General features: G+C 44.4%; 13 protein-coding genes. 5 read left to right on the top strand and 8 right to left on the bottom strand.

What is annotated here, in order from left to right:
• Positions 1–79 precede the first annotated feature (79 nt).
• From feoB to gcvH, 4 genes are all read right to left on the bottom strand, one after another.
• On the bottom strand, positions 80–2,194 hold the full coding sequence (gene feoB / locus ACVW0P_RS15395; RefSeq protein ID WP_457132877.1) for a ferrous iron transport protein B: 2,115 nt from the start codon (positions 2,192–2,194) through the stop codon (positions 80–82).
• 12 nt (positions 2,195–2,206) lie between these two features.
• Complete coding sequence (locus tag ACVW0P_RS15400; RefSeq protein WP_354427286.1) at positions 2,207–2,422, bottom strand: FeoA family protein; 216 nt, start codon at positions 2,420–2,422, stop codon at positions 2,207–2,209.
• Positions 2,423–2,640: 218 nt separating this feature from the next.
• On the bottom strand, positions 2,641–3,036 hold the full coding sequence (locus ACVW0P_RS15405; protein WP_457132878.1) for a VanZ family protein: 396 nt from the start codon (positions 3,034–3,036) through the stop codon (positions 2,641–2,643).
• Between the two features lie 7 nt (positions 3,037–3,043).
• Positions 3,044–3,424, bottom strand: a complete 381-nt coding sequence (gcvH, locus tag ACVW0P_RS15410; RefSeq protein ID WP_354427281.1) for a glycine cleavage system protein GcvH — start codon at positions 3,422–3,424, stop codon at positions 3,044–3,046.
• A gap of 142 nt (positions 3,425–3,566) precedes the next feature.
• Here gcvH and ACVW0P_RS15415 point away from each other — a divergent pair, with 142 nt between their 5' ends.
• The 4 genes from ACVW0P_RS15415 (at position 3,567) to ACVW0P_RS15430 (ending at position 8,264) form a co-directional block, all read left to right on the top strand.
• On the top strand, positions 3,567–4,148 hold the full coding sequence (locus ACVW0P_RS15415; protein WP_457132879.1) for a DUF4142 domain-containing protein: 582 nt from the start codon (positions 3,567–3,569) through the stop codon (positions 4,146–4,148).
• A 114-nt stretch (positions 4,149–4,262) separates the two neighbouring features.
• Complete coding sequence (locus ACVW0P_RS15420) at positions 4,263–6,704, top strand: zinc-dependent metalloprotease (protein ID WP_457132880.1); 2,442 nt, start codon at positions 4,263–4,265, stop codon at positions 6,702–6,704.
• A 33-nt stretch (positions 6,705–6,737) separates the two neighbouring features.
• Positions 6,738–7,754: a Gfo/Idh/MocA family oxidoreductase gene (locus ACVW0P_RS15425; RefSeq protein ID WP_457132881.1), complete on the top strand. Its 1,017-nt coding sequence runs from the start codon at positions 6,738–6,740 to the stop codon at positions 7,752–7,754.
• A gap of 24 nt (positions 7,755–7,778) precedes the next feature.
• Positions 7,779–8,264 (top strand): TlpA family protein disulfide reductase, encoded by a 486-nt coding sequence (locus tag ACVW0P_RS15430; protein ID WP_354427273.1) that lies wholly within the window; start codon positions 7,779–7,781, stop codon positions 8,262–8,264.
• An 88-nt stretch (positions 8,265–8,352) separates the two neighbouring features.
• Here the strand turns inward: ACVW0P_RS15430 and ACVW0P_RS15435 are convergent, their stop codons facing one another.
• From ACVW0P_RS15435 to ACVW0P_RS15450, 4 genes are all read right to left on the bottom strand, one after another.
• Positions 8,353–9,141, bottom strand: coding sequence for a succinate dehydrogenase/fumarate reductase iron-sulfur subunit (locus ACVW0P_RS15435; RefSeq protein ID WP_457132882.1), 789 nt, complete (start codon positions 9,139–9,141; stop codon positions 8,353–8,355).
• A 27-nt stretch (positions 9,142–9,168) separates the two neighbouring features.
• A complete protein-coding gene (locus ACVW0P_RS15440) occupies positions 9,169–9,534 on the bottom strand; it encodes a four helix bundle protein (protein WP_457132883.1) in 366 nt (121 codons plus the stop codon).
• A 78-nt stretch (positions 9,535–9,612) separates the two neighbouring features.
• The gene (locus ACVW0P_RS15445) at positions 9,613–11,547 is read right to left on the bottom strand and encodes a fumarate reductase/succinate dehydrogenase flavoprotein subunit (protein ID WP_457132884.1); all 1,935 of its coding nucleotides are present in this window, start codon (positions 11,545–11,547) and stop codon (positions 9,613–9,615) included.
• An 83-nt stretch (positions 11,548–11,630) separates the two neighbouring features.
• Positions 11,631–12,410, bottom strand: coding sequence for a succinate dehydrogenase cytochrome b subunit (locus ACVW0P_RS15450; protein ID WP_457132885.1), 780 nt, complete (start codon positions 12,408–12,410; stop codon positions 11,631–11,633).
• 209 nt (positions 12,411–12,619) lie between these two features.
• On the opposite strand from ACVW0P_RS15450, the gene ACVW0P_RS15455 reads away from it, so the two are divergent.
• On the top strand, positions 12,620–13,753 hold the full coding sequence (locus ACVW0P_RS15455) for a TlpA family protein disulfide reductase (RefSeq protein ID WP_457132886.1): 1,134 nt from the start codon (positions 12,620–12,622) through the stop codon (positions 13,751–13,753).
• Positions 13,754–13,777 lie beyond the last annotated feature (24 nt).

Here is a 13,777-nt window from a genome sequence, read left to right on the forward strand (position 1 = left end):
AGTAGAAAGTTTAAAGTAGAAAGTCCAAAGCTTTTTCTGCCTATTGTAAACTTTTTACTTTGAACTTTTGACTTTGAACCTACTTCAACAAATGGTACACCAAAAACGCTGCGCCATAGGCTAACACCGTCATATAAGCGAACTGGGCGGCGGGCCAGCGCCAGTCTTTGGTTTCGCGGTACACAACGGCTACGGTGCTGGCGCATTGCATGGCAAAGGCGTAAAACATCATTAGCGAAAAGGCTACGGCAAGGGTAAACACAGGGCCGCCGGTAGTGGGGTTGCGGGCATTGCGCATCTTATCCTGTACCGAATCTATCCTGTCGGCATCGCCATCTACACTGTAAATGGTTGCCATGGTGCCTACAAATACCTCGCGGGCGGCAAAAGAGGTGATCAGCGCTATACCTATCTTCCAGTCGAAACCGATGGGTTTAATAACGGGTTCAATAACGTGGCCTAAAACACCCGCGTAAGAGTTCTCCAGTTTTTCGGTAGAGATAACACGCGTCAGGCTATCCGGCGTCATGGTTTTGGTGTATTGCGGCTGTTGGTATTTTTGGTCGATATTTTTAAAGCGATCGCCGGGGCCGTATGATGACAGCACCCAAAGTATTACCGATACGGCGATGATCACCTTTCCGGCTTCCAGCACAAAGGTTTTTGCACGCTCATACATGCTGAATAGCACGTTGTTCCACCTTGGCATGCGGTACACGGGCAGTTCCATAATAAAGTAACCGCGCTCGCGGGCCTTTAGCACAAACTTCATCACATAAGCAACTATTACTGCCGATACCAGGCTTAGCACGTACATCCCCGTTAGGGCCAGGCCCCGTAGGTTAAATATCCACCAAATGTTTTTATTAGGTACCACAAGCGCTATCAATAAGGTATAAACCGGTAAACGGGCCGAGCAGGCCACCAATGGCGTAACCATTATGGTGATCATCCTGTCCTTCCAGTTCTCGATGGTGCGGGTACTCATGATGGATGGTACCGCGCAGGCAAAGCCACCGATAAGCGGCACTACCGATTTACCGTTAAGGCCTACCTTCCGCATGATCTTGTCCATCATAAACGTAACGCGCGACATATACCCGGTATCTTCCAATATGGATATAAATGCGAACAGAATAGCTATCTGCGGGATAAAGACCATTACGCCACTCAAACCTGCAACAACGCCGTCTATCAACAAACTGGTAAGTGGCCCGGCGGGCAATACATGGCGCAAGCCACCTTCCATCCAAACAAAAAGATCTTCTATCAGCGACATTGGGTACTCCGACCACGCAAATATCGACTGGAACATGAATAGCAATACGCCGATAAAGATCACAAAGCCAAATACCCGGTGGGTAAGCACTTTATCTATCTTGTTACTTATCGATTCATCCTGCGCCGTAACGGGCGTTTTAACGGTATCGTAAAGCAGGTCGTTTATATAGCTGTAACGGGCAATGGTTTCGCTGGCCTGCGCCTTTTGGGTATGGAAACCGTGTTCGTTTTCCAGTTCTTCAATGCGGTTGCTTTGAGCGGGGGTTAAAAACTTTAAGGTTTCGTGCTGATGCGCCAGTTGCAGGGCAAAGTACGGGTTATCGGTATCAAGCTCTTTGCTGATGCTTTGGATAATACCCGGTGCAAGAGCATTTACATCGATGCTATCTTGCTGCAGCGCAAATTTATTGGCGTACGATATCGCATTCTTCAGTTCGCTGATGCCTTCTAACTTGCGTGCCGATACGGGTATGATCAATACCCCCAGTTTTTGGGCCAACAGGTTAATATCGATATCTATACCTGCCTTTTTCGACAGGTCAATCATGTTCAGGGCGATAATAACCGGGATCTTCAAGTCGGCAACCTGGGTGTAAAGCAGCAGGTTGCGTTTTAGGTTAGTAGCATCCAGGATAACAACGATCAGGTCAGGCGTTAGCTCAGTATCTTTTTCTGCCAGTACAGAAAACACGATAGATTCATCCTTGCTTTTAGGGTATAGGCTATAAGTACCGGGAAGGTCAATTATTTCGGCATGGCGGCCATCGGGCAGTTGGCTGTAGCCAACTTTTTTATCAACAGTAACCCCCGGAAAATTTCCAATTTTTTGATTTAACCCGGTTAGTGCATTAAAGAGTGTCGATTTACCGGTGTTTGGATTTCCTACAAGCGCTACTCTGATATCGGCTTTCAAGTGCTGGCTATACTATTGCAAAATAATGGTTGATGCTTCAAATTTACGCAGGCTAAGTTGATAGCCCGATACATGGATAGCGATAGGGTCGCCAAGTGGTGCAATGCGCGATACCCTTATCGGTTCGCCGGGCAGGCAGCCCATTTCCATCAGCTTTACAGACATTTCAAGATCGGTAAATTCCTTTACAATTCCGGTTTCTCCTACTCCAAGCTGCTCAAGCGTCATGTGTGTAATTATTAGACCACAAATGTAAGCTTATTTAAAACAAATCCAAATAAGGACTTTGCAGGAAGAATGTAAAATTTAAAAAGAATAAGCGCTAGGCGTTAGCTGCTTTTTTAACAGAAGGTTTCAGGTGGCTAAAGTGCGGGCAGTTACAATCTTTTTTAAAGATGCCGCACGATGATAATACAATAGTTACCGTTGCTATTGCTAGGGTATATTTAACTTGTTTCATGATTTAGCGCATTACTGGTTATCAATACTCCAAAAACTCCCATACACCCACCAATAGTATCGGCTAAAAGGTCGTTCCAATCGCCGCTGCGCCATGTAAAAACACGTGATTGCAGCACTTCAATTAATGCGCCATAGCTTATCAGCACAACAGTGTTTTTCAAGGCTATCCCTATCCGGATGCTGCGGGTGTTCCATTTACGGATGCTGCCCGCGCAGTATAATATCGAAAGCACAAAAAACAAACCGCAATGCACCAGCTTATCAAACCCGGCAAAAAATATTGGCGATTCGCCTACGCTGCCAAGAGGCAACGCGCATATTATTAAAATAAAGAGGGCCCACAAAATAGCAGGCCCGTAATATTTTAGTGTATTATTCATTTAAAATTTAGTGGCCAATAACGCCTTTGTACGCATCAGCATCTAAAAGGTTATCTGCATCGGCAGCGTTGGTAATTTTAATTTTCACCATCCAGCCATCTCCGTAAGGGTCGCTGTTCACCAATTCGGGCTGGCTATCCAGTTTACTATTAACTTCAAGTATAGTACCATCAAGCGGCATAAACAGATCAGATACTGTCTTTACAGCTTCTACCGTACCAAAAACAGACTCTTTAGTTACATCCTGGCCAACAGTGTTAATGTCGATATAAACTATATCGCCTAATTCACCCTGTGCAAACTCGGTAATACCGATGTAAGCCTCGTCGCCTTCAACCCTTATCCACTCATGGTCGCTTGTGTATTTTAACTCTGCCGGAAAATTCATATCTGTTAATTTATCTGCCCAAAAATAATAAAACTTTAAGGTATAACAATAATAACCTCAACAAACTATAAGTGCAGCAATTAAAACTAATTGGCGTAATAATTGTTAAATACTAACTATAAAAACTAAAAATATCTACAAAATGAAAAAATTAAGTTTAGTGGCAATGGTGGCTATTGCAGCCTTATCATTCCAGGCGTGTAACAATGCCGCAAAAGACAGTAAAGAAAGTGCCGACAGTGTAAATGCTGTTAAAGACACAACCACCAATGGTTCTACAGGTATTGCTGTAGATGCAGACGACTCTAAATTCGCTACCGATGCTGCTAACACTGGCATGGCAGAAGTTGCTGCGGGTAAATTAGCTTCAGAAAAAGCGGTTAACCCACAGGTTAAAGAGTTTGGTGCTATGATGGTTATGGACCATACTAAAGCCAATGAAGAATTAATGGCTATCGCCAAAACTAAAAACATTACTTTACCCACTGCACCGGATGCCGACCACCAGAAAATGGCGGCCGATCTTGCTGCTAAAACAGGTAAAGATTTTGATAAAGCTTACGTTGACGCCATGGTTGACGGCCATAAGAAAGTAGCATCAATGTTAGAAGATGCTTCTAAAAATTGCAAAGATGCCGACCTGATGGCCTTTGCAACTAAAACATTGCCTACAGTTAAAGCACACTTAGCTAAAATTGAAGCGATTCAAAGCAGCATGAAATAAGCTTAGGCTATTTTTTTAGAAAAGGGATGGGCGTAAGCCTATCCCTTTTTTTATTTAGCCAATTTGCATAAGGCCGGTAAAAACAATAGTTTTAACAAACTTTCCTTTGGCCTTATGAAAAAAAACCTGCTCCTTGTTTTTTTACTATTATGCTGCTCACCGCTACTTAAGGCCCAAAAAACAGACGGTAATATCCCGGCCATGGTAAAGGGCTTAACCAAATACAGCGGTTACTATAATTTTTACTGGGATAATAAAACCGGCAAGATCTATCTGGAGATTGATAAATTTGATACAGAGTTCTTATATGTAAATTCCCTGCCATCGGGTATTGGCTCAAACGATTTGGGGTTAGACCGGGGGCAAATAGGTGATAGCCGCATAGTTAAGTTTATTAAAATAGGCCCCAAGGTATTACTGATACAGCCTAATTATAGTTACAGGGCAAACAGCACCAATGCTGATGAGCGTAAATCTGTGGAAGAAGCGTTTGCACAGTCGGCCATTTACGGCTTTACCGCAGTTGCTGCCGATGGCGATAAAACGCTGATAGATATTACTTCCTTTTTGCTTCGCGATAGCCATAAAATAGCCGAAAGGTTAAAAGGCCAGGGCAGCTATAGCCCTGATGAAAACCGCTCTGCTATTTATTTGCCCAATACAAAAAGTTTCCCGGACAACTCCGAATTTGAAGCTATTGTTACGTTGGCCGGTAAAGATACCGGGCCCGAAATTGCTTCGGTAGCACCCGATGCCGGTGCGGTTACCGTGCGTATGCACCACTCTTTTATTAAACTACCCGATGCAAATTACAAGCCCCGGAAGTTTGACCCACGCTCGGGCTACTTTAATATCGGGTATATGGACTACGCTACACCAATAGACGAGCCCATCACCAAAAGATACCTGGCGCGCCACCGTTTAGAGAAAAAAGACCCTGCCGCAGCCATGAGCGAGCCAATTAAACCCATTGTTTATTATGTTGACCGCGGCGCGCCCGAGCCTGTGCGCAGCGCTTTAATTGAAGGAGCATCATGGTGGAACCAGGCTTTTGAAGCGGCCGGGTACCAGGATGCTTTCCAGGTGAAGCTGTTGCCCGAAGGTGCCGACCCAATGGATGTGCGCTATAATATCATACAGTGGATCCACCGCTCTACAAGGGGTTGGTCATACGGCTCATCAATTACCGACCCCCGTACCGGCGAGATCATTAAAGGGCAGGTTTCATTAGGATCGTTACGCGACAGGCAGGACTTTTTAATTGCCGAAGGTTTTGTGCAACCCTATGAGGACGGCAAACCCGTTAGCGATAAAATGCTGAAGTTAGCTGTTGCCCGTTTGCGACAGCTTGCGGCACACGAAGTTGGCCACACACTTGGCCTGCAACATAATTTTACTGCGAGTGCAAATAACAGGGCCAGTGTAATGGATTACCCGCCACCTTTGGTAACACTGAATGCCGGCGGCCCCGTTGATTTAAGTAAAGCTTACACAACCGAAATTGGCCCTTATGATAAACGTGCTATCCTTTATGGCTACCAGGATTTCGCAAAAGGAGTTGACGAGGACAAGGCGTTAAAAGGCATCGTTACCGAAACCATTAAACAAGGTTACCAATTCATATCAGATGATGACGCCCGCACAGCCGGCGGGGCGCACCCCTATGCTCATTTATGGGATAATGGAAACAACGCGCCCGATGAACTAAACCGGCTGATGATCCTACGTAAACATATTCTGGATAATTTTTCGGCAAAAGCTATCAGGCAAGATGCACCAATGGCCACTATGGAAGAAGTTTTAGTGCCTATTTACCTGCTTCACCGTTACCAGGTAGAGGCTACTTCAAAAGTGCTGGGTGGCTTATATTATACTTTTGCTTTAAAAAACGACGGGCAAACCATCACTAAATTTATATCGCCAACCGAGCAGTGGAAAGCATTTGATGCATTGATGGCAACGTTAACTCCCGATGCTTTGGCGCTACCCGAAAAACTGATAGAGATGATCCCGCCCAGGCCTGTAGGCTTCCCGCGCACACGTGAAACCTTTAAGGCACGCACGGGCGTAACTTTCGATCCGATAGCAGCGGCTGAATCGGCGGCCGGGACTACCTTAACGTTTATGTTAAACCCAGAACGGGCCGCCCGTTTAATAGAATACCATGCGCGTAATAGTACACAACCCGGATTGCTCCCTGTTTTAAACAAACTAATGGCGCAGACCTGGAAGGCCCCACAGCCCGCCGGCTACAAAGGTGAATTACAACGCTTGGTGAACAATATAACCCTAAAGAAGTTGTTAACTTTAGCAGCCAATACCAATGCTGCAGATAACGTGCGCGGCATTGCACTCATGGAAATTAATGACCTGGAGAGGTATATGAAGGATGCTGTTAAAACAACTATAGGTAGCACAAAGGCAAATTTAATGTTTGGCTTAGCGCAGATCAAGTTATTTGAAAGTGCGCCGGAGAAGTTTCAGCCCGAACCACCATTGCCAATGCCTGATGGTTCGCCCATAGGAACTGCAGATGAAAAATATTTCGATAATTAAATTAAACGCCTTAAAAGGGCGTCATACAAATATATGCAAGCACCAATAGTTACAGGCTTAATGGCCTACGGTATGTCCGGCCGCATTTTTCATGCACCGTTCATCAGCACCAATCCGGCTTTTAAATTAAAGGCCATTGTGGAGCGTACCCATAAAAAAGCCGCCGAAATTTATCCTGAAATAAAAAGTTACGGCTCGATAGATGAGCTATTGGGCGATGACGAGATAGAACTGGTTATCGTAAACACGCCAAGCAACCTGCACTTTGAGCACGCTATGCTGGCCCTGAATGCCGGTAAACATGTACTACTTGAAAAGCCCGCTGCCGCTACATCAGCAGAAGTTAAAAAACTTTTTGATACCGCACGCAAACTCAATAAACACCTTATGGTTTATCAAAATCGCAGGTTCGATAGCGGTTTCTTGTCTACCAAAGAAGTAATAGAAAGCGGGCGCCTGGGTAACCTGATAGAAGTTACCTTCCGTATGGACAGGTACAAAGCTGCTATCGGTGTAAAATCTTTTAAAGAAACTAAAGGCGTACCTGCCGGAGGGCTGGTTTATGACCTTGGCGCGCATTTGGTAGATAATACCATCGCCTTGTTTGGCAAACCATTATCATTCAACAAAACTATTGGTATGTATCGCGAGGGGTCTGAAGTGCCCGATTATTTCCATTATCATTTAATATACCCCAACCAACTAAATGTTTACCTAACATCGGGCTTACAAATAGCAGGTGAAACCCCAGGCTTTTGGGTTAACGGCACACTTGGCAGTTTCATTAAAAACAGAAGCGATGTGCAGGAAGCACAGCTTGATAAAGGCATGATGCCAACCGACCCGGCATACGGCATTGAGCCGGCGGGCAATGAGGGCCAATTAACCACTGTTGGTATTGATAACCAAAAATGTACCGAACTTGTGCCATCAGTTAAAGGCGATTACCGCCAGATATTTGACGCTATTTATCATACAATGCGTAATAATGCGTTATACCCTATAACAGAAGAACACATTGCCTGGCAATTAGAGTTGCTAGAGGCATAATTACACCCAATGACCATAAAAGAAATGAAAAGAATTTTACTAATGTTAACCCTGCTTATTGCAGTGGCTTGTACTAATGCGCAAACTCCTCCAACTCCCCCTGTAATTGCGCCCTATAAAATTTTAACTACCAAAGATGTTTACAGCACCCCTGCCGACCTGAAAAAGAACCAGCCGGTGATGCTGATCTACTTTGCTACAGATTGCGGGCATTGCCAAAAACTGGTTAACGATATGAAGCCTTTTATGAAGGATTTTAAAAACATCCAGGTGGTGATGGTTACCTTCAGCGATATCCGTATGGTAAAAACTTTCCAGAACGATTACGGGTTGACCGCGTATCCAAACTTTACTTTGGGCACCGAAGGTTATACCTACACCGTACAAAAATATTACAAGCTTCAGCACACCCCGTATATTGCCATTTATGACCATAAAGGCAAATTGGTACAGGCGTATGAAAAACCACCAGAAATGAAGGAGTTGATCGCTACGGTAAAGAAAGCATAATAAGCTAAAAGCAAAAAGATATTAAACAACAAAGCCCGGTTGCAGATGCAGCCGGGCTTTGTTATTATGGTGAGCTTGTAATTTAAAATTATTCGCCACTTGTGTGATCATGTGCGTGTTCTTCGCGGAATAGTTTGGCGCTGAAGAAATCGTTGTTCATGAACGCAATATTGTTCAGGGTTATCTCTTTAGGGCATTCTGCTTCGCAGGCGCCGGTATTGGTACAGTTACCAAAGCCTTCCTGGTCCATTTGGGCAACCATGGCTTGTACACGGCTGTAACGCTCTGTTTGGCCTTGTGGCAATAAACCCAGCTGGGTAATTTTTGCTGATGTAAATAGCATAGCCGATGCATTTTTACATGCGGCAACACAGGCACCACAACCAATACAGGTAGCCGAGTTAAAAGCCTCATCGGCAATTACCTTAGGGATAGGGATGATGTTGGCATCGGGCACACCACCGGTATTTACCGATACATAACCACCAGCCTGTTGGATGCGGTCGAAAGCAGACCGATCTGTCGCCAGATCTTTTACTATCGGGAACGCGGCCGAACGCCAAGGTTCGATAGTAATGGTTTCGCCATCGCTAAAGGTACGCATGTGCAGTTGGCAGGTTGTAATAGCCCTCTTTGGGCCGTGCGGGTGGCCGTTGATATATAACGAACAAGAGCCGCAAATACCTTCGCGGCAGTCATGATCAAAATAAATAGGCTCCTCGTTCTTGCGGGTAAGGCTTTCGTTCACCACGTCAAGCATTTCCAGGAACGACATATCCGGCGAAATATTTTCGGCCTTATAAGTCACAAACTTGCCCGGTGTTTGTGTATTTTTTTGGCGCCATACTTTCAGCGTCAGGTTCATGTTTCCACTCATCTTATAATAGATTTGAGATATGAGATTTTAGATTCGAGACGGTTTGTTTAACATCTGTTGAAATGCATAATTCATCTTTTGCAATTCTTCAATCTGTTGTAATAACCCGTTCAGCAAATCGGTATTTAATAAATTTAACTTGTTTGATATAACCAGTTGGGTTTGTACTTCGTACGATGAACCATTGGCTATACCTAAAAAATTACAGAACTCTTTATTAGAATTTCTGCCTGCACCCTCGGCAATGTTTGAAGCAATTGAAACTGCTGCGCGCCTTAATTGGCTTGTTAAACCAAAACGCTCGTCAGTTGGAAAACTTGAAGTGGCTTTGTAGACGTCTACCGCCAGGTCCATAGCCTTATTCCAAATTTTCAACTCCTTCAAGTTATGCATCTTCTTAGATCTGAGAAGTGAGATGTTAGATGTGAGAGGGACAAAAAGTCTCAAATCTCATATCTAACATCTCAAATCTTATTTATAACTACGTTGTGTTAACTTAACATTTTCAAAAATCAGCTCTTCTTTGTGCAGCTCTTCTTCTTCGTTTTCACCTTTAAATTCCCAGGCTGATACAAACGTGAAGTTTTCGTCATCGCGTAAGGCTTCACCTTCTTCAGTTTGCGACTCCAAACGGAAGTGGCCGCCACACGATTCGCGGCGCGCCAAGGCGTCGGTAACCATCAGTTCGCCAAGCTCGATGAAATCGGCAACACGGCCGGCTCTTTCAAGGGCAGCATTTACTTCTTCATTTTCGCCGGTTACGATTGCGTTAATCCAAAAATCAGCCTTTAACGCTTTAATAAGGGCTTTTGCTTTGGTAAGGCCTTCTTCGGTACGTGCCATACCACAGTACTCCCACATAATGTGGCCAAGTTCGCGGTGGTACTCAACAACTGTTTTATTACCTTTTAGGGCAAGCAGCTTGTTGTTGTAAGCAATTACATCTTTTTTGGTTTGCTCGAATGCCGGGTGGCTGGTATCAACCTTTTTAGGGCCAATGGTTGCCAGGTAATCACCAAGGGTATAAGGAATAACAAAGTAACCGTCAGATAAACCCTGCATTAGTGCAGATGCACCAAGGCGGTTTGCACCGTGGTCGCTAAAATTACATTCGCCCATGGCGTAAAGGCCCGGTACGTTTGTGCTTAAGTTATAATCAACCCAAAGGCCGCCCATGGTATAGTGTACCGCCGGGTAAATACGCATTGGCTGCTTGTACGGGTTCTCATCAGTTATTTGCAGGTACATGTCAAATAAGTTACCATATTTGGCACGCACGGTGTCTTCACCTAAACGTTGTATCGCCTCGGCAAAATCAAGGTAAACGGCTAAGCCGGTTGTGCCTACACCTTTGCCCTCGTCAGACATTTCTTTGGCGTTACGTGAAGCCACATCACGCGGTACAAGGTTACCGAATGACGGATATTTTCTCTCCAGGAAGTAATCCCTGTCTTCTTCTTTAACCTCAGAAGCGGTGATTTCTTTCTTTTGCAGTTTTTGCGCGGTTTCTACCGTTTTTGGCGCCCAAACGCGGCCATCGTTACGTAACGATTCAGACATCAGCGTAAGCTTACTCTGGTGATCGCCGGTAACCGGGATACAGGTAGGGTGGATCTGGGTATAACAAGGGTTGGCAAAGTAAGCACCACGCTTGTGCGCGCGCCATGCCGCCGTTACGTTACTACCGATAGCGTTGGTAGATAAGTAGAATACGTTACCGTAACCGCCCGTTGCTAAAAGCACCGCGTGGCCTGCGTGTGTTTCTATCTCGCCTGTTTTTAAGTTACGGGTAACAATACCTTTGGCGTGGCCGTCAACAACTACTACGTCAAGCATTTCGGTACGGGTATACATTTTCACTTTCCCCAGGTGAATCTGGCGGTTCAATGCCGAGTACGCACCTAATAAAAGTTGCTGGCCTGTTTGACCACGCGCGTAAAACGTACGTGATACCTGCGAACCGCCGAACGAACGGTTATCCAGCAAGCCGCCGTATTCGCGGGCAAATGGTACGCCCTGTGCAACGCACTGGTCAATAATATTTACCGATACCTCTGCAAGGCGGTAAACGTTGCCTTCGCGGGCGCGGTAATCACCACCTTTAATGGTATCGTAGAAGAGGCGATAAACGCTATCGCCATCGTTTTGATAATTTTTTGCAGCGTTAATACCACCCTGTGCAGCGATAGAGTGCGCACGGCGCGGGCTATCCTGGAAGCAGAACGATTTAACATTGTAACCAAGCTCGGCAAGTGAAGCAGCTGCCGAAGCACCCGCTAAACCCGTACCTACAACAATAACATCGTACTTACGCTTATTGGATGGATTAACCAGCTTTAAGTTAAATTTATGCTTGCTCCATTTTTCGGCTAATGGGCCTTGCGGAATTTTCGCATCTAAACTCATTTCTTTTTATTTACGATTTTAGAATTACGATTTTAGATTTTAACATTAGGGTTATAAATCGAAAATCGCAATTCGTAAATTAATTATAAACTTTTCAAATAGTACACTATTGGCATCAGGGCAAAACCTAACGGTATAATTACCGCGAACAGCCAGGTGCCAAAGAAATAAATTATAGGCTTGTACTTTTTATGTACCCAACCCAACGTATGAAATGCGCTCTGGAAGCCATGCAGCAAGTGAAACGCTACCGCACCCATTGCTATCACGTAAAACGCTACATACCATAAATGGCTAAAGCTTGATGTGATACGTGCATGCAGGTCCTTCACACGAACGATCTCTACATTGTTTTCTGTAGATATCGAACGCTCAAAATCGGCGATCTCCGGTTTGTAGTCTGATACTGTTGTTTCATTAGTCGCCAGGTTGGTGCGGTACTCTTTAAAGCCCAGGATGTTATTGTACTTGTAGGTAAACCAAAAATCGCCCATGTGGATCACGATGAACAACAGCAGGATGGAACCAAGCAAGCCCATGTTTTTTGACGCCCATGATGCATTTGATTGGTTATGCACAGCATAACCAACCGGCCGTGCCCTGCGGTTTTTAATAGTTAATACCAAAGCATATACAGCATGCACAATTATGGCAAGGTATAAAAGGTAAGCTATTACCTCGATAGGAGGAAAATGCGTCAGGAAGTTTGCGTAGCTGTTAAATGCAAAGCCCTGGTCGTCTTTAAATAACAAAAGGTTACCGCCAAGGTGCACAATTAAAAAAGTACACAAAAACAAGCCAGTTAAAGCCATTATCAGCTTCTTTCCCAGTGATGAGTTAAAGGTTTGTTTAAATTCGCTCATTATTGATCAGATTTATTTAGGCAAAAGTACCAAAAGATAGAAATGGTTTCCACTTAAAGCAGTGATATTGGCTATTTAGAAACAGTCTAAGGAGATTTGTATGACAATACACTTCAACAGCACAATAATTTTAAATATCTGTGCGTAAAATTCTACCGCCAAATAAAAACATTTCGATAATTTAGTGGCATCCTGTCACAAATAATTTTATGAAATATTTATACTTCTTCGCACTTATTCTGCTGGTATCAGCCTGCAACACGCAACCTAAATTAGCCCTAACTTTTAAAACCGGCGCTGTAAAAAACGGCACTATCACCTTAAACCAGTTTAACGAAACGCTTTTTAGCCAGCCTATAAAAGAGGGCAGCGCAACTATTGCTAAACCGCTGGCTGCACCCGGGTATTATACCATATCAATTATTGACGGCGATAAACCGCTAAACACCAAACAAACCTTTGAACTTTACCTGGAAAACGGCAGCTACACTGTAGAAACCAAATTGAACGGCCTGTACCCGGCTGTAACATCTGCCTCGAAAACACAGCAGCAACTTAGCGACTATTACAAGATAGAGAACGAGATGGCGGGGAGTTTAAACACGGCTGTTAATTCGGGGCTAAGCTTCCTGGAATCGAGCGAGGCACGTAACCAGTCGCCAAAGGAACATTCTGCACTTATTGTAAAAACCCGAGGCTACCAGATCCAGCGCCGAAAACTGGAGCCGAAAGTTTTGGATGCTTACATGACCAAATACCCGGATAACGTTGTTGCTGCCCATATTATGGCACAGCAGTACATGGATGAATATCCCCCCGAGTATGGAGCATTGGCTAAAAAATTAACTGCTGAAGCCAGGAATAGCGATGACGGCCTTAAGGTTACCAACAAGCTAAATGTATTGGTTAAACTTTTGCCGGGAGCTGATGCCCCGGAAATAACAGGTGTTATGCCCGATGGCAAACCATTTGACAGGCACGCCATAAAATTCAAAGCTATATTGGTAGAGTTTTGGGTATCCGGTAGCCAGCTTTGTGTAACAAACCATTCTAAAATTATAAACGGGCTTATTGTTGGCGACCGCGACCGGAATAAATTTGGTGTGGTAAGTGTTTCTACAGATACTAAAGCCGACGTTTGGAAACGCGCCATAAAGCAAAGCAACCTGATTTGGCCGCAGGTGTGCGATTTTAAAGGCGACAGCTCCCCAAATGTTGCCAATTGGAAGATCACTACCGTCCCCACTTACTTTTTGGTGGATGGTAATTGGAAGATCATCAAAGCAAACATAGATATATTGGACGTGGACCAGGAAGTGCACGAGTATTTTAACAAACATTAATGAGAAAGCCCTTTAGAAAAATCT

This window comes from Mucilaginibacter sp. UYNi724, assembly GCF_054057495.1.